Origin of the sequence: Tsukamurella paurometabola DSM 20162 (assembly GCF_000092225.1) — a bacterium.
Classification (GTDB): domain Bacteria; phylum Actinomycetota; class Actinomycetes; order Mycobacteriales; family Mycobacteriaceae; genus Tsukamurella; species Tsukamurella paurometabola.
The window spans coordinates 1,309,175-1,325,513 of record NC_014158.1 but is presented as its reverse complement, the minus strand read 5'-3'; the positions used below and the strand labels follow the sequence as shown (position 1 = coordinate 1,325,513).

Sequence of the window (16,339 nt, the reverse complement as noted above, 5' to 3'; positions counted from 1 at the left end):
CTGTAGCCAAATTATTCGGGAACCCTCGCAGACTCCTCCGACATCGCCCTGAGCTGCCGCAACACAACTGCCAGATCGCGATTACCGAGGATCGACGCAACCATGATCTGCTCCACCCGCGCCGGGGAGGCGGCGATCCGGCCGCTACGTGCGGCAATGCCGAGGTGCAGGCCGCCTACCGCGATGAGCCGCGCCGACAGCAGCGCATCCTCGTCGGCGGGCGGATCGTCGAGCACCTCCTTGGCCTGCGCCGCCATCGCAACGGCGAGCAGGTCGACCAGCGCCTCGCGCCGCTCCCGCAGACCGGCGTGGGTGTCGGCGCCGACGAGGAGCGCGGCCCAGCGCGGGTCGGAGTCCATCGCCGCGAGCGAGGCGTGCACTCCCGCCCGGACCCTCCGGACGACGGCATCGTCGGCAGACGAAGGGACCGCGGCCAGTTCCTCGGCCACCGCCGTCATCATCGCGGCCGCACATTCGTCGAAGGCGGCCTCGAGCGCTTCGTCCGACGACACGAAGGCCTCGCGGAAGTAGCGCGCATGCAGTCCGGCCTCGGCGCACAGCGAGCGCGCACTGACCGCGGCGATGCCGTCCCGCGCCGCGACGGTGAGCGCGGCGTCCAGGAAGCGGGAGCGCCGTTCGATGCGACGCGCCTCCGCGGAGACCCCGTTGTATCGGCGGCCGTCGACGGCGGATTCGGTCATTGGTTCAGGGTAGGGCAGGTGTTACGCGGAAGCGGCGAGGATCTCCCGCGGGTCGAAGGTCACGTTCACAGCCGCGATCCGGCCCCCCACGACGTGCGTCCAATTCGCGACGGGAGTGACGGGAGCACCTCCCATCCCGAGTTCGAACCAGGTGATCACATCGGTGTCGTCAGCGACGCGGGCGCGCACGGTGAGGGCATCGGTGGCGGCCGCCATTCCCGTGAGCCCGCGCAGGAACTCGTCCGGTCCGTGCGCGGTGCCGAACACGCCGGTGAAGACGCAATCGGGAGCGAGATGGACGCGTAGCGGCGCGAAATCTCCAGCCTCCCAACAGGCGAAGTAGATCTCGGCAAGGCGACGGGGTGTGGTGTTCTCGGTCATGACTCCAGCCTCGCGGCACACGATGCATAAGTCCAACAGCTAGTTGTGATCAGTACTAGCATCGTTGATTATGGAACTGCACCAGCTGCGATACGTGGTCGCCGTGGCGGATCACGGCTCGTTCACCGCCGCCGCGGCGGCACTGCACGTGAGCCAGTCCGGGGTCTCGGCGCAGGTCGCGAAGCTGGAGCGGGAATTGGGACACCGACTGTTCGACCGCGGAGCACGGACCGTCCGAACCACCCCGGAGGGCGCCGCACTGCTCCCGCACGCCCGGTCGGCGGGTGCCGCCGTCGAAACGATCCGAGCAATCGCGGACGACCTATCCGGCGTGGTTCGCGGCCATATCCGCCTCGGCACGGTGATCGGCTGCACGATTCCCGGCTACCTCACCGGCTTCGCCGCCTTCCGGCACGCCCACCCGGGCGTCACCGTCGCCGTGACCGAGGGCAACTCGGATGACCTGCTCTCCGCGCTCGTCGGCGGCGGACTGGACGTGGCACTGGTTGCGCACGCCCGGCCACTGCCCCCGGACTTACTGGGACACACAGTAATCCGCGAACCACTCACCGTTACCGTCCCGAACCATCACCCGTGGGCGGCCCGCACATCGCTCACGTGCGCCGAGCTCGCCGGCGAGACGGTACTGTGCCTGCCGCCCGGTACCGGCGTGCGCACGGCCTTCGAGATCACCTGCGCCGCCGAGCGGATCGAGATCGCGCCGGCGGTGCAGGCACATTCTCCCGAGGCACTTCTCGCGCTCGCCGATCGCGGTGCCGGAGCCGCAGTACTCACTGCGTCGATGGCGGCCGGCCGGCCGGACAGCGCGACGATTCCGCTCGCCCGATCCGCCCGAACCCAGCTCTCGCTCGCCACCCGGATCGCACCGTCGGCCGCCGCGGGTGCGATGTCCCGGACCCTCCTCGATCACCTGACGAGCTGAGCGCGGTCGCGCACGCCGGCGGGGCACCGGCGCGCCCCGCGTCCGACGGGGCGCCCACCGGTAGACTCCTCGCGGTGACTGAACCGCCGATCGTGCCGAAACTCCTCGACACCGCGGTCACGGCACTGGGCGGGAGCAAGCGCGACGGGCAGGTCCGCATGGCCGCCGCCGTGGCGCACTCGCTGGACACGGGAGAGCACCTCGCCGTGCAAGCCGGTACCGGCACCGGCAAGTCCCTCGCCTACCTCGTGCCGTCCATCCGACACGCCGTGACCACCGGCAAGACCGTGGTGGTGAGCACCGCGACCATCGCGCTGCAGCAGCAGCTGGTGGACCGCGACCTGCCACGGCTGTCCAAGGCCCTGAAGAAGGACCTGGGCCGCGAGCCCGAATTCGCCATCCTCAAAGGTCGCGGCAACTATCTGTGCCTGAACAAACTGCACAGCTCCGTGGCCTCCGAGCCCGACAGCGAGGAGCTGTTCGACCCGTTCGCCGCGTCACGCCTGGGCCGCGAGATGAAGCGGATCCGGGAGTGGAGCAGCGACACCGAGACCGGTGATCGCGATGAGCTCTCCCCTGCCGTCACCGATCAGTCATGGCGCCTGGTGAGCGTGGGCGCGCGGGAATGCCTGGGCGCCACCAACTGTGCGTACGGGCAAGACTGCTTCGCCGAGACCGCGCGCAAGCGCACCGGTCAGGTGGATGTGGTGGTCACCAATCACGCGCTGCTCGCCATCGACGCCATGACCGAGGTCAATGTGCTCCCCGATCACGATGCGGTGGTCGTCGATGAGGCACATGAGTTGGTCGACCGGGTCACCTCGGTGGCCACCGCCGAACTCACCGGGGCCACGGTGGCCGCCGCTGCGCGTCGGGCCGGGAAACTGGTCGAAGAGGAGATCGCCGACAACCTGGTCGCCGCCTCGGAAGGGCTCACCGCGCTCCTGGAGGAGTCGGGTTCGCGTCGCTGGCTCGGTCTGCCCGACGGTGCCGGCCCCGCCCTCGCTGCGGTCCGTGATGCCGCCTGGGCCACGCGGACCGCAGTCGGGCCGGCGCGCGGTGCCAACCTCGACCCCGATGCGGCGGCAGCACGCAGCGCCGCGATCACCGCCCTCGACGAGGTGCACGACACCGCGGTCCGCGTCCTCACCGCCTTCGACGAGCCCGATGAGGCCAAACGCCGCGATGTGGTGTGGACCTCGGACGTCCCGGTGCGCGGCGGCGGCTTGAGGCGCACGCTGCACGTCGCGCCGCTCTCGGTGGGCGGACTGCTGCGTTCGCGGCTGTTCGGGGAGTCCACCGTGGTGCTCACCTCCGCGACGCTGGCGGTGGGCGGCGCCTTCGATAGCGTCGCGGGCTCGTGGGGGCTGCCCCGCGCCGGCGGCGGCGAACCGGACCGTGACCCCGATCTGGCGTCGGGGAAGAAAGCCGATGCGACGGTGGAGTGGAGCCACCTCGACGTGGGCTCGCCCTTCGACTACGCCCGCTCGGGCATCCTTTACGTGGCGACCAAGCTGCCGCCTCCCGGCCGCGACGGCACCAATCCGGTGATCCTCGATGAGATCGAGACGCTCATCAAGGCCGCGGGCGGGCGCACTCTGGGACTGTTCAGCTCGACCCGGGCGGCCAAGGCCGCGGCCGAGGCGCTGCGCGAGCGACTCGACACCCCGATCCTGTGCCAGGGCGAGGGCAACACCGGCCAGCTGGTGCGCGATTTCGCCGCGGATCCGGCCACCTCTCTGTTCGGCACGCTGAGCCTGTGGCAGGGTGTCGACGTACCGGGGCCGTCGCTATCGCTGGTGCTGATCGACCGGATCCCGTTCCCACGCCCTGACGATCCGCTACTGACCGCCCGGCAACGCGCCGTGGAATCTCGGGGCGGCAATGGATTCATGGCCGTGGCCGCGACCCACGCGGCATTGCTGCTCGCGCAGGGAGTCGGGCGGCTGTTGCGCTCGACCGACGACCGGGGCGTCGTGGCGGTGCTGGATTCACGGCTCGCGACCGCCCGCTACGGAGGATTCCTGCGAGCCACGCTGCCACCGTTCTGGGAGACCGCGAACCGCGATACCGCGGTCGCCGCCCTCCAACGGCTCGCCGAGTCCTGAACAAGACGGAGCCGGGTCTCGGTACTCCCCCGCGGCTCCCGGCGGTGCACTACCGTTGACCCGGTGACAGGGCGCATCGGTATCGACGACATCGAACCCGTGGTGTCGTGCGGGCAGTACCCGAGCAAGGCCGTGGTGGGCGAGGTGGTCCCGGTCTCCGCGACCGTGTGGCGCGAAGGCCACGACGCGGTCGCCGCCACCGTCGTACTCACCGGCCCCGACGGAACGTCCCGGCCAGTGCGGATGTCCCCCGCGGCCGAACCCGACCGGTTCCACGCACTGGTGCGGCCCGATCTCACCGGGTACTGGTCGCTACGGATCGAAGGCTGGTCGGATCCGATTTCCACGTGGCGCAGCGCGGTCGAGAAGAAGCTCGCCGCGGGCCAGGGACCGGCCGAGCTGGCGAATGATCTGGAACTCGGGGCGCGGCTGCTCGACCGCGCGGCGGGCGGTGTACCCGAACTCGCGCGGCCCGCTGTCGCGGCCGCCGCGGCGGCGCTGCGCGATACCGACCGCAGCCTGGTGGAAAGAACCGGCGCCGCATTGCATCCCGAGATCGCTCGGGTGCTGGACGAGCATCCGGTGCGGGATCTGGTGACCAAATCGCGGACGGTGCGGATCTGGGTGGACCGCACACGCGCACTGTTCGGATCCTGGTACGAGCTCTTCCCCCGGTCCACCGGCGGCTGGGACGGCAACGGGGTCCCGGTGCACGGGACCTTCCACACCGCCGCGGAAGACCTACCGCGCATCGCCGATATGGGCTTCGACATCGTCTATCTACCCCCTATCCATCCGATCGGCACGGTGAACCGCAAGGGCCGCAACAACACCCTGACTCCGCAGGCGCACGATGTGGGCTCGCCCTGGGCGATCGGCGCAGCCTCCGGCGGGCACGACGCGGTACATCCGGCGCTGGGCACACTGGACGACTTCGACTACTTCGCGCAGCGTGCCCGCGATCTGGGGATGGAGGTGGCGCTGGACCTGGCGTTCCAGGCCGCACCCGATCACCCGTGGGCGGCGGAGCACCCGGAGTGGTTCACGGTGCTGCCCGACGGCACGATCGCCTACGCCGAGAACCCGCCCAAGAAGTATCAGGACATCTACCCGATCAACTTCGACGACGACCGCGTGGGCATCTACCGGGAACTGCTGCGCGTCACGCTGTTCTGGGTGCGGCGTGGAGTGCAGGTGTTCCGGGTGGACAATCCGCACACCAAGCCGCCGGACTTCTGGTTCTGGCTCATCAACGAGGTGAAGAAGGTCGATCGGGACGTGCTCTTCCTGGCGGAGGCGTTCACTCGGCCAGCGCGGATGTACGGCCTGGCCCAGGCGGGGTTCACCCAGAGCTACACCTACTTCACCTGGCGCACCGCGAAGTGGGAGCTCGAGGAGTTCGCCCGCGAACACGCCGCGAAGGCCGATGTGTGCCGCCCCAACCTCTGGGTGAACACCCCGGACATCCTGCACGAGAGCCTGCAGCACGGCGGCCCGGGCATGTTCGCGATCCGCGCCACCCTGGCGTCGACTCTGTCTCCGAGCTGGGGAATGTACTCCGGCTTCGAGCTGTTCGAGCACCAGGCGGTGCGTCCGGGCAGCGAGGAGTACTCGGACTCGGAGAAGTACGAGCTGCGCCCGCGCGACTACAAGGCGGCGCAGAGCCGCGGCGAGTCGTTGGAGCCGTGGATCACCCGGCTCAACGAGATCCGGCGCCGGCATCCCGCGCTGCAGCAACTGCGCAACCTGCACTTCCACCACGTCGACAACGACGCACTGATCGCCTACAGCAAGCACGACGCGGTCACCGGCGACCTGGTGCTGATCGTGGTGAATCTCAACCCCTTCGGCGCCGAATCGGGAGTGGTGTGGCTCGACTTGCCCGCGCTCGGGCTCGATTGGCATGAACGATTCACGGTGCGCGATGAGGTGTCGGGAGAGGTGTATCAGTGGGGCCAGGCGAACTTCGTCCGGTTGGAACCGTGGCGCAATGTGGCGCACATCCTGGCGCTGCCGCAGCTCAGCCCGCAGGCGCGGGAGAACCTTTCGTACCGGGAGGCATGATGACCGACGATCCCGCCCAGCAGAATTCGCCGGCAGCGTCCGTGGACCCCGAAGCCCGGGCCCGCCTGCTCACCGGGCGCTATCACGATCCGCACGCCATCCTCGGCGCCCATCCGACGGCCCGCGGCACGGTGCTGCGCGCACTCAAGCCCGGTGCCACCGCCGTGTCCGCGGTGATCGGCGGCGAGCGGTACCCGCTGGCCCGGATCGATGGGGCACTGTGGGGCACCGAGGTGCCGATCACCGATCTCGTGGACTACCGCTACGAGGTGCTTTACCCGGCCGGCACGATGACCGTGGCGGACGGCTACCGGTTCCTGCCCACGGTGGGCGAGATGGACCAGCACCTCATCTCCGAAGGACGGCATGAGCGGCTCTGGGACGTGCTCGGTGCACACCTGCGCAGCTACACCACCCCGGACGGTGAGGTGACCGGCACCTCGTTCGCGGTGTGGGCCCCGAACGCCAATGGGGTCACCGTGATCGGCGACTTCGAGTACTGGGCGGGCGAGTCGTACCCGATGCGCACGCTGGGCTCGTCCGGGGTGTGGGAGGTATTCGTCCCGGGCGTCGCCGACGGTGCGGCCTACAAGTTCCGGATCTTCACCGACAACGGCCCCGTGGAGAAGGCCGATCCGATGGCCCGGCGTACCGAAGTGCCCCCGGCCACCGCCTCGATCGTCACCCACAGCACGCACGAGTGGCGCGATGCCTCGTGGATGGCCGAACGCGCCAAGCGATCCCCCACCGACCGGCCCATGAGCACCTACGAGGTGCACCTCGGATCCTGGCGGCAAGGGTTGAGCTACCTCGACCTCGCCACCGAGCTGGCGGACTACGTGACCGAGACCGGCTTCACCCACGTGGAACTGCTCCCGGTGGCCGAGCATCCGTTCGGCGGGTCGTGGGGATACCAGGTGACCTCGTACTACGCGCCCACTTCTCGGTTCGGCACTCCGGATGAGTTCCGTGAGTTCGTCGACGTGCTGCATCGGCGCGGCATCGGCGTGATCGTGGACTGGGTGCCGGCGCACTTCCCCAAGGACGCCTGGGCGCTGGCCCGGTTCGACGGCACGCCGCTGTACGAGCACGGTGATCCGCAGCGCGGCGAGCAATTGGACTGGGGCACCTACGTCTTCGACTTCGGCCGACGCGAGGTCCGGAATTTCCTGGTGGCCAACGCCCTCTACTGGTTCGACGAGTTCCACGTGGACGGACTGCGCGTCGATGCGGTGGCCTCGATGCTGTACCTGGACTACTCGCGGCCCGACGGCGGCTGGACCCCCAACGTGTACGGCGGCCGGGAGAACCTCGAAGCGGTCGAGTTCTTGCAGGAGATGAACGCAACAGTGCACAAGCTGTTCCCGGGTGTCGTCACCGTGGCGGAGGAGTCCACCAGCTGGCCCGGAGTCACTCGCCGCACCGATCTCGGCGGGCTCGGCTTCACGATGAAGTGGAACATGGGGTGGATGCACGACACCCTGGGGTATCTGGGGCGTGATCAGGTGCACCGGTCCTTCCACCACCACGAGGTGACCTTCTCGCTGATGTACGCGTGGAGCGAGAACTTCGTACTGCCGATCAGCCACGACGAAGTGGTACACGGCAAGGGCACGTTGTGGACGCGGATGCCCGGCGACGCCCACACCAAGGCCGCGGGCGTACGCGCGTTGCTGGCCTACATGTGGGGCCATCCCGGCAAGCAGTTGCTGTTCATGGGGCAGGAGTTCGGCCAGGTCCGGGAGTGGTCCGAGGAGCGTTCACTGGATTGGGACTGTATGGACGGCTGGGAGGGCGAGCTGCACAGCGGCATCCGATCGCTGACGCGGGACCTCAATGCCGCCTACCGCTCCCATCCGGCGTTGTGGAGTCAGGACACCACCCCGTCCGGGTACGAGTGGGTGGATGCGAACGACTCGCAGAACAACGTTCTCAGCTTCCTGCGCTGGGGCAGTGACGGTTCCGTCGTGCTGTGCCTGTACAACTTCTCCGGGCAGACGCACGAGCGGTACCGGGTGGGCGTCCCCTTCCCGGGTTCGTGGCGTGAGATCCTCAACACCGATTCCGCGGAGTACTCGGGCTCCGGTGCCGGCAACATGGGCGGCGTGAGCGCGGAATCTCGTTCCTGGCATGGCCGTCCGGCGTCGACCGAGGTGGTCCTGGGTCCCAACTCGGCTGTCTGGCTCACTTTCGACGGTGCGTGATGCGCGAGCTGGAGCGGGGCGTGTGGTTCGGAGCCGGGACGCATGTCAACTTCCTCGCGCTGGTCGACGGCGATGATGTGACTCTCATCGACGCCGGTTGGACCGGCGATGCCGACCGGGTCGAGGCCGAGCTGGCGTCGATCGGCCGACGGCCGCAGGACGTACGGGCGATCCTGGTGACGCACGCGCACATCGATCACGTGGGCGGCGCCGCGGCACTCCACGAGCGGCACGGCATCCCCGTGCTGGCGCACCCGGACGAACTGGCGCACGCCCGGGGAGAGACACACGAGCAGGCAACGCCGCTGGACATCCTGCCGATCGCCTGGCGCCCACGCACGCTGCGCTGGATGGCCGATGTGGCGCGCGTCGGAGTGCTGAGCCACGTCGCGATGCCGTACGCACAGGCCTTCTCCCCCGGCTCGGACACCGCGCTCGATCTGCCCGGCGCACCGATGCCGGTGGCCTGCCCGGGCCACACCTCGGGTCACACCGCGTTCGCACTCCCCGGCGGGGTGGTGGCCACGGGCGACGCCCTGGTGACCGGCCACCCGCTCTCGGCGACGACGGGGCCGCAACTGCTCCCGGAGTTCTTCAGCCACGACGTGCCGCGCACGATCGCGACGCTCGACGCGATCGCGACGCTCGACGCCGGCCTCCTCGCCCCCGGTCACGGTGCGCCGTGGCGCGGGAGTCCCGCCGAGGCGGTGGCCCGGGCCCGCGGCTAACCGTTCGCCGGCGCGGTCTCGGCGGCGAACGCAGGACGTTCGATACCCCAGCGCTCCAGCAGGTCGAGCATGATCGGGACGGCCGTCGAGGCGCCGGGCGAGGCCCCCAAGAGGCCGGCGATAGTGCCGTCGCCGCCGCTGACCAATTCGGTGCCCTGCTGCAGCACGCCGATCCGCCGGCGGTCCGGAGTCACCAGCTGGGCGCGCTGCCCCGCGGCGATGAGCTCCCACTGGTCCGGATCGGCGTCCGGGTAGAACCGTTGCAATTGAGCGAACTTCGTCCGCTTGCTCGCCACGAGTTCGGTGACCAGGTACCGCACCAGGGCGAGATTCTGCACGGCCGCGGCGGCGATCACATGCAGATTGCCCGGCCGCAGCGTGGTGAAGAAGTCGGTGAGCCGGCCGCCCTTGAGCAGCTTGGTGCTGAAGGTGGCGTACGGGCCGAACATCAGGTGGTCGCCACCGTCGACGTAGCGGCGGTCCAGATGCGGCACCGACATCGGCGGGGCACCGATATCGGCGGGGCACCGATATCGGCCTGGCCGTACACCTTCCCGTCCAGCGAGCGGGCCACATCGGGATCGGAGCAGCGCAGGAAGGCGGCGCCCACCGGCAGCACCGCGTAGCCGCGCACCTCGGGGATGCGGGCGCTCTGCAGCAGGCGCAGCGCCATCCCGCCGGCACCGACGAAGACGCGCCGGGAACGGATCTCGAACCGCCCCTCGGGGTTACGGCCGCGCACCGTCCACCCCGCGAGGGTGCGGCGCACCCGTCGCACCTCGTGGTTCAGGCGCACCTCGCCGCCGGCGTCGGTGACGATCGCGGTGAGCCCGCGGGTGAGCACGCCGAAGTCCACATCGGTGCCGCCGGGGTGCCGGGTCGCGGCCATCGGTTCCGCGGTATCGGCGCGCCCGGCCATGACGAGCGGCGCCCACTGTGCGATGACCGCCGGGTCCTCGGTGTACTCCATCGCGGCGAATGCGGGGTGCGCACTGAGTGTCGCGTGCCGGCGCCGCAGGTGGTCGACATCGCGCGCACCGAAGACCACGTCGAGGTGCGGTGTGGCGTGCAGGAAATCGCCGTCGAGGCGTCCTTGCCGGACGAGATCGTCCCACCAGCGGCGGGTGCGTTCGAACTGCTCGACCATGTGCAGGGGTTTCGCCGGGTCGGCGGGATCGGGCATGTAGTTGAGCTCGCAGAATCCGGTGTGCCCGGTGCCCGCGTTGTTCCACGGGCCGCTGCTCTCCTCGGCGAGCGCGTCGCCGCGTTCGAGCAGCACGACGCGCCAGTGGGGGCGCATATCGGCGAGCATCGCGCCCAGGGTAGCGGACATGATGCCGCCGCCGATCAGGACGAGGTCGGCATCGAATTCTTCGGTGGTGGGGTGAGACATCGGGTCCTCCAATCGCTGATGCCTCCAGCCTCGTCCCGCAAAATTGATCCGTCCAATGAAATATTGCGCTTGTATGATCCGAATATGGATCATTGGTTGGGCGTCCTCGCGCCGCAACTCCAGGCGCTCGTCGTGCTCGCCGACCACGACGGGCACATGACCCGGGCCGCCGCCGCCCTCGGTGTGCCTCAATCGTCCATGAGCCGCCGCATCCACGCGCTGGAGACCGAACTCACGCTGCCCCTGCTCGTGCACGCCGGCCGCACCGTGCGCCTGACCCCCGCGGCACGCGGACTCGCGCAGCGGGTCCGCAGCCCCCTGCGCGACATCGAGCTCGCCGTCGAGGAGGCCGTCGGCGCGGCGGACGCGGACCACGGCACCGTCCGCTTCGGCTTCCCGCTCACCATGGGCACCGGCCGCATCCCCGACCTCATCTCGGACTTCCGCCGCGCGCACCGCGGGATCACGGTGACCTTGAAGCAGGCCCCCGGCAGCGAACTGGCCGACGATCTGGAGGCCGGCCGGCTCGATCTGGCGGTGACGATCCCGCCACCGGCACGGCTGCACCACAGCGTGATCGGCGCGCAGGAGGTGCTCGCCGCGCTGCCCCGGGGGCACCGGCTCGCCCGCGCCGGCCGGATCGCGCTGGCGGATCTCCGGGACGAGACCTTCATCGCGAATCCGGCGAGCTATCACCTACGCGGCGCCACCGAACAGTGGTGCTCCGCGGCGGGTTTCACTCCGGCCGTCGCCTTCGAGGTGACGGAGTTCGGAACCATCCGCGAGCTGGTCGCGCGCGGCCTCGGCGTCGCACTTCTCCCGCACGACGACCGCGCACCGTCGGGCGTGGTCGAGGTGCCCCTGCGGGGCGATCATCGCCGCGCGGTGGCCCTGGCCTCGGCCACCGCGCTGCTCGCCCCCGCGGCGCGGCGCCTGCGCGACTTCATCGTCGCGCGGTGATCAGCAGGTGACCGTGATCTTCGCGGTGCGCTCGGGATCGTCCGATCCGAGCCCGATCAGTTCGCCCTCCAGGCGATAGGTGCGGCCGTCGGCGGTGACCGCGAAGGATTCGTCGTTGGTCAGGGTGCCGGCGTCCGGATCGAGGATCGTGAGCATCGTCAGGCTCGGGGGCGGCGTGGTCTGCAGCGAGATCGTGAGGATGATCGGCAAGTCCTTCGCCATCACCATGAGCGAGCCGCCGCCGAGGTCGTCGCACACCACCGGAATCCGGTCCCCTCCCTCCGGAAACCGCCCGTCGATCTCCAGGGTGGCCGTGCCGGTGGTCTCGGCCGGTTCCCGCGAAGGCGTGCTGGTCGCGGGCGCCTCGGACGCCCCGGCATCGGCCGGCGCAGCGCTACCGGCCGGCGTCGCGGTGCCGGCGACGGTCGTGCTGCAGCCCCCGATCGATGCCGCCGCGACCCCGCACAGCACCGCCGAACAGATCCCCCGATTCATTCTGCGATCTCACCACACCCGCGGCTACAGCAGGAGCTTCTTCTGCACCTTGCCCATCGGATTGCGCGGCAACTGGTCGACGAACCGGATCTCACGCGGCCGCTTGTGCTTGGACAGGGTCTGCCCGACGAATTCGACGATCGCGACCGCGGCGCTGTCATCGCGGGCACCGTCTGCCACGACGAAGGCCACCACCCGCTGCCCCAGATCATCGTCGGGGAGCCCCACGACCGCGGCCTCGCGGACATCGTCGTGCCCGAGGAGGGCCGCCTCGATCTCGCCCGCGCCCACCCGGAAGCCACCGGTCTTGATGAGATCGGTCGAGGCGCGCCCGACGATGCGATGGAATCCCGTGGGATCGATCACCGCGACGTCACCGGTGTCGAACCACCCCTCGCCGACCCAGGATTCCGCGGTGGCGTCGGGCCGCCCCAGGTACTCGGTGCCCACCATCGGACCGCGCACCTGCAGCGCGCCGACGCTCTCACCGTCGTGCGGCACCGCCTCCCCGGTATCGCTGACCAGGCGGGTCTCGACCCCGGCGAGGGGCAGGCCGACCCAGCCCGGACGCCGATCACCGTCGGCGCGGGCGCTCACGGTGATCAACGTCTCGGTCATGCCGTAGCGTTCGACGATCTCATGCCCGGTGAGATCGCGGATCCGGTCGAAGACCGGCGCCGGCAGCGGCGCGCTGCCCGAAACCAGTAGTCGCGCATCTTTCAGCGCGGCAGCGGATTCCGGATCGCGGGCGATCCTGGACCAGACGGTGGGCACGCCGAAGTAGAGCGTGCCGCGCGCCGCCGCATACGCCTCGGGAGTCGGCTTACCGGTGTGCACCAGAGGGCTGCCGGCGCGCAGCGCACCCAGGACCCCCAGGATCAGGCCGTGCACGTGGAACAGCGGAAGGCCGTGCACCAGGGTGTCGTTCGCGGTCCACCCCCACGCCTGCGCCAGCCCGTCCAGGCAGGCGGCGATCGCTCCGCGGCGGATCGGGACACCCTTCGGAGCCCCCGTGGTACCCGAGGTGTACATGATCAACGCGATCGCCGAGGCGGGCGGCTCGGGGAGCGCGTGCCACCCGCGGGCGTGCTCGCGCACCGGCACCGCAGGCAGCCCCTGCGGGTCGTCAGGGGTGACGCCCAACCAGGCCTGCACCCCGGCGTCAGCGAGCACATGCGCGACCTCCGCGCTGCCCGAATCCGGCGGGACGGGTACGGCCGGTACGCCCGCGCGCAGCGCACCGACGAAAGCGATCACGGTGGCCACCGTCGGTTCGGCCCAGACCGCGACGGGGCCACGCACACCCAGCCCGCGTAGCCGTTCCGCCACCGCCGTCGAGGCGCCGATCAGGTCGGTCCGGGAGAGCGTCCGGCCGCCGACGGTCACGGCGGGCTCGTCGTCGGAGCCGGGCGGGACAGGGGTCACGGTGTGGGGCAGCAGCATAGGCTCAGCCTAGGCCGCTCAGCCACGCCGGTACCCCGGTCCGGTGACGTGATCCTCATTGCAGTATTTCGCATAGGCAACTGTTGGGGGATGCATTACCGGTCCCCCGGACACCCGATTTAAGCGGCGCGGTGACTGCGGTGCGCGTCGAATGCGGCGGCCAGGAAGCCCGCCGTGAGGCGCAGCGCCGCGGCACTCTCCGGGGTGGCCCCGGCGAGCACCGGGAAGGCGTGCACGCCGCCCTCGAACACGTGCAGCTCACAGGCGTTGCCGGCGGCATCGAGGCGGGCGTGCAACCGCTCCACGTCCACCCGCAGCATCTCGTCGGCGCAGGCCACCATCAGCGCCGGCGGGAAGGCGGCGGGGGCGATCGCCGAGGCGTCGTCTTCGCCGCGCAACGCCTCGGGGCCACGATCGAAGAAGCGCCGCAGTCCACGGAGCTTGCCCACGGTCAGGTAGGCGTCGTCGATGTCGTAGCGCGGGTCGCCGTCCTGGACTGTCGGTATGAGCAGCGGCGAGAAGCCGAAATACGCGCTGGGGCGGCGAGCATCGTCGAGGTGGGCGAACTCGACCACCTTCGCCGAGACGTACCCTCCGGCGGAGTCCCCGCCCACCGCGACGTGCCGGTAGCGCCCGGAATCGGCCACCGCGCGGTACACCCGGTACCCGTCGTCGACCGATGTGGCGACACCGACATCGGGCAACTGCCGATAGTCGACGTTGTACACCGTCACGCCCAGTGCTCGTGCCAGCCCACTCGCGACCCGGCGATGCGTCCCCGGGCCGCCGGAGAGGAACGCCCCACCGTGGTAGTAGCAGATCGCACTGTCCGCGCGATGCTCGCCCGAGGCCGGCACCAGGCGTTCCACCGGCACGCCCGCCACCTCGATGTGCTCGGCCCGCACCCCGCGGGACGGCCGGGCGATGCGGTTCGCAATGCTCTCGATCAGCCCCAGCGGACCGAACGACCACGACCGGACCGGATAGAGACCGATCACGGGTTTGATCACGAGCCGAGCTCCCGCGATCGCGATCGCGGACTGCGCGCTGACGCCTCGGTGTTCGACGACGGACATCTGATCTCCTCTCGCCCGACCTCCGGGATCGAGCAGAACCGATTCAGACTATGCCGTATCGCATCGCCTATCCGACGAAAGTGAAGATCCGTGTCGCCCGTCCCTGGACGCGGCCCTGGTCGACCTTCAGCCGGAGATCCCGGTGCGCTCCACACCTGCAGCGATCCACCGCTGGGCTACCAGGAAGAACACCAGCAACGGGGCGATCGACACCGCGGCGGCGGCGAACATCGCGGGGACGTTCACCGTCTGCGCCGTGATGTAGCTCGACAACACCAGCTGCACGGTCCACGACTGCGGGTCCTGCCCGATCACCAGCGGCCACAAGAACGCGTTCCAACTGCCCACGAAGGTGATGGTGGCGACCGCCGCGGTCACCGGACCCGCACCGGGAAGCGCGACCCGGGCGAAGGTGCGGGCCGGTCCGGCACCGTCGAGCAGGGCGGCCTCTTCGAGCTCCCGGGGAAAGCCGAGGAAGTGCTGCCGGAACAGGAACACCGCGGTGGCCTGGAACAGGCCCGGCACCACCAGACCGCGCAACGACGACACCCAGCCCAGCGATGACACCATGAGGAACGTGGGCACGAAGGTGATCGCCGCGGGCACGAGCAGCGTGGCGAGCACGACGCCGAAGACGGCGTCGCCGTATCGCACGCGGATACGGGCGAAGGCGTAGCCGGCGGGCAGCGAGATCGCGACCACGCCGACTGTCTGGAGCACGGCGATGATCGCCGAATTCGCCAGCGCGCGGGCCAGCGGCCGCGACTCGTCGGAGAAGATCTCGCGGAAGCTGTCCCACGCCGGCACCCGCGGTAGCCACGCCCCCGTCGCGACCTCGGCCGAGGTCCCGGTCGCGCCGCGGACCAACAGGTACAGCGGCAGCAGGAACAGTGCGGCCAGCCCGACCAATACCAGGTACCGGACGACGCGCGCCCCGGTCGAGGAGATCATGCGTGCCCTCGCTTGCGGGTCAGGCCGGTGAGTCTGCCCTGCGCCAGCGCGAAGGCAGCGATGAGCAGCGTGAGGATGATCCCGCCGGCGCCACCATGGCCGAAATCCTGGCCGTTGCCCAGCGCCGCGTAGTACAGATACACCAGCGGCGGGCGCGCGTACGGCGGGTAGCCCTGAGCCGTCGCCATGACCCCGTAGAACTCGTCGAACGCCTGGAAAGCATTCACCGTGGCGAGCAGAAGCACCGCCACGGACACCGCGCGCAGTTGCGGGAGGGTGATCCTCCGGAACGTGGTCCAGCCGGAGGCGCCGTCGAGCGCCGCGGCCTCGTACAGGTGATGCGGCACCCGCTGCAACGCTGCCAGGAACAGCACCATGTAGAAGCCGAGCTGCAACCACAGCCGCACCGTCACCAGGACCAGCCAGTACCACGGCGGATCGACCACGGACAGCCACGCGACCGGCTCCACACCCACTGCTCGTAGCGCCGAATTCGCCACGCCCGTAGGCACTCCCGGGAAGATGGAGCCGCGCCAGATGAGCGAGGCCGCGACATACGAACAGGCCATGGGCAGGAAGAACACCGAGCGGAAGAATCGCTGGAACGAGCGCACCCCGTTCACCAGCACCGCCAGCGCCAGGGAACCGGCGAAGGTCAACGGCACCACCCCGGCCGCGAACACGACGAAGGTCAGCAGGCTGGACCGGAAGGCCGGATCAGCGAGCATGTCCCGGTAGTTGCGCAGTCCCACGAACACCGTCGGAGTCACGGTGTTGTGCGCCTCGAACAGGCTCAGCCACAGGCTCCACCCGATCGGGACCACGACGAACACGGCAAGACCCGCCAGGAAGGGTCCCGTCATCAGCCAGAACCACAGGTGCGGCGACTCTC

At 69.9% G+C, this 16,339-nt stretch carries 13 protein-coding genes and 1 pseudogene; 6 read left to right on the top strand and 8 right to left on the bottom strand.

Annotated features, from left to right (window positions below; genetic code table 11):
- Positions 1-11: 11 nt before the first annotated feature.
- Both TPAU_RS06425 and TPAU_RS06420 read right to left on the bottom strand, forming a co-directional pair.
- Complete coding sequence (locus TPAU_RS06425; RefSeq protein ID WP_013125951.1) at positions 12-701, bottom strand: TetR/AcrR family transcriptional regulator; 690 nt, start codon at positions 699-701, stop codon at positions 12-14.
- Positions 702-722: 21 nt separating this feature from the next.
- A complete protein-coding gene (locus tag TPAU_RS06420) occupies positions 723-1,082 on the bottom strand; it encodes a nuclear transport factor 2 family protein (protein ID WP_013125950.1) in 360 nt (119 codons plus the stop codon).
- 70 nt (positions 1,083-1,152) lie between these two features.
- On the opposite strand from TPAU_RS06420, the gene TPAU_RS06415 reads away from it, so the two are divergent.
- From TPAU_RS06415 to TPAU_RS06395, 5 genes are all read left to right on the top strand, one after another.
- A complete protein-coding gene (locus tag TPAU_RS06415; protein WP_013125949.1) occupies positions 1,153-2,025 on the top strand; it encodes a LysR family transcriptional regulator in 873 nt (290 codons plus the stop codon).
- Positions 2,026-2,099: 74 nt separating this feature from the next.
- Positions 2,100-4,133, top strand: coding sequence for an ATP-dependent DNA helicase (locus TPAU_RS06410; RefSeq protein WP_013125948.1), 2,034 nt, complete (start codon positions 2,100-2,102; stop codon positions 4,131-4,133).
- A gap of 63 nt (positions 4,134-4,196) precedes the next feature.
- Positions 4,197-6,197, top strand: a complete 2,001-nt coding sequence (locus TPAU_RS06405) for an alpha-1,4-glucan--maltose-1-phosphate maltosyltransferase (RefSeq protein ID WP_013125947.1) — start codon at positions 4,197-4,199, stop codon at positions 6,195-6,197.
- Positions 6,197-8,401: a 1,4-alpha-glucan branching protein GlgB gene (glgB, locus tag TPAU_RS06400; RefSeq protein ID WP_013125946.1), complete on the top strand. Its 2,205-nt coding sequence runs from the start codon at positions 6,197-6,199 to the stop codon at positions 8,399-8,401. Before TPAU_RS06405 ends, glgB begins: the two co-directional genes overlap by 1 nt.
- Entirely contained in the window at positions 8,401-9,129 is a 729-nt protein-coding gene (locus TPAU_RS06395; RefSeq protein ID WP_013125945.1) for an MBL fold metallo-hydrolase, read from the top strand. Before glgB ends, TPAU_RS06395 begins: the two co-directional genes overlap by 1 nt.
- Here the strand turns inward: TPAU_RS06395 and TPAU_RS06390 are convergent.
- Positions 9,126-10,522, bottom strand: a pseudogene (locus tag TPAU_RS06390) (malate:quinone oxidoreductase). The gene TPAU_RS06395 and the pseudogene TPAU_RS06390 sit on opposite strands and share 4 nt — an antisense overlap.
- 84 nt (positions 10,523-10,606) lie before the next feature.
- Here TPAU_RS06390 and TPAU_RS06385 point away from each other — a divergent pair.
- Positions 10,607-11,482 carry a LysR substrate-binding domain-containing protein gene (locus TPAU_RS06385; RefSeq protein ID WP_013125944.1) on the top strand — a complete coding sequence of 292 codons (876 nt, stop codon included), beginning with the start codon at positions 10,607-10,609 and terminating at the stop codon, positions 11,480-11,482.
- Here the strand turns inward: TPAU_RS06385 and TPAU_RS06380 are convergent, their stop codons facing one another.
- The 5 genes from TPAU_RS06380 to TPAU_RS06360 form a co-directional block, all read right to left on the bottom strand.
- Positions 11,483-11,977 (bottom strand): lipoprotein LpqH, encoded by a 495-nt coding sequence (locus TPAU_RS06380; protein WP_013125943.1) that lies wholly within the window; start codon positions 11,975-11,977, stop codon positions 11,483-11,485.
- Between the two features lie 24 nt (positions 11,978-12,001).
- Positions 12,002-13,420 carry an acyl-CoA synthetase gene (locus TPAU_RS06375; protein WP_013125942.1) on the bottom strand — a complete coding sequence of 473 codons (1,419 nt, stop codon included), beginning with the start codon at positions 13,418-13,420 and terminating at the stop codon, positions 12,002-12,004.
- 119 nt (positions 13,421-13,539) lie between these two features.
- A complete protein-coding gene (locus tag TPAU_RS06370) occupies positions 13,540-14,496 on the bottom strand; it encodes an alpha/beta hydrolase (protein ID WP_013125941.1) in 957 nt (318 codons plus the stop codon).
- Between the two features lie 126 nt (positions 14,497-14,622).
- Positions 14,623-15,447 carry a carbohydrate ABC transporter permease gene (locus TPAU_RS06365; RefSeq protein WP_013125940.1) on the bottom strand — a complete coding sequence of 275 codons (825 nt, stop codon included), beginning with the start codon at positions 15,445-15,447 and terminating at the stop codon, positions 14,623-14,625.
- Positions 15,444-16,310, bottom strand: a complete 867-nt coding sequence (locus TPAU_RS06360; protein WP_218022106.1) for a carbohydrate ABC transporter permease — start codon at positions 16,308-16,310, stop codon at positions 15,444-15,446. The genes TPAU_RS06365 and TPAU_RS06360 overlap by 4 nt, the downstream gene beginning before the upstream one ends.
- Positions 16,311-16,339 lie beyond the last annotated feature (29 nt).

Bases quoted from the DNA above. Each gene is read 5' to 3' on its own strand.
- TPAU_RS06425 (WP_013125951.1), bottom strand. From the start codon at position 701: ATGACCGAATCCGCCGTCGACGGCCGCCGATACAACGGGGTCTCCGCG.
- TPAU_RS06420 (WP_013125950.1), bottom strand. From the start codon at position 1,082: ATGACCGAGAACACCACACCCCGTCGCCTTGCCGAGATCTACTTCGCC.
- TPAU_RS06415 (WP_013125949.1), top strand. From the start codon at position 1,153: ATGGAACTGCACCAGCTGCGATACGTGGTCGCCGTGGCGGATCACGGC.
- glgB (WP_013125946.1), top strand. From the start codon at position 6,197: ATGACCGACGATCCCGCCCAGCAGAATTCGCCGGCAGCGTCCGTGGAC.
- TPAU_RS06395 (WP_013125945.1), top strand. From the start codon at position 8,401: ATGCGCGAGCTGGAGCGGGGCGTGTGGTTCGGAGCCGGGACGCATGTC.
- TPAU_RS06385 (WP_013125944.1), top strand. From the start codon at position 10,607: ATGGATCATTGGTTGGGCGTCCTCGCGCCGCAACTCCAGGCGCTCGTC.
- TPAU_RS06380 (WP_013125943.1), bottom strand. From the start codon at position 11,977: ATGAATCGGGGGATCTGTTCGGCGGTGCTGTGCGGGGTCGCGGCGGCA.
- TPAU_RS06375 (WP_013125942.1), bottom strand. From the start codon at position 13,420: ATGCTGCTGCCCCACACCGTGACCCCTGTCCCGCCCGGCTCCGACGAC.
- TPAU_RS06370 (WP_013125941.1), bottom strand. From the start codon at position 14,496: ATGTCCGTCGTCGAACACCGAGGCGTCAGCGCGCAGTCCGCGATCGCG.
- TPAU_RS06365 (WP_013125940.1), bottom strand. From the start codon at position 15,447: ATGATCTCCTCGACCGGGGCGCGCGTCGTCCGGTACCTGGTATTGGTC.
- TPAU_RS06360 (WP_218022106.1), bottom strand. From the start codon at position 16,310: ATGACGGGACCCTTCCTGGCGGGTCTTGCCGTGTTCGTCGTGGTCCCG.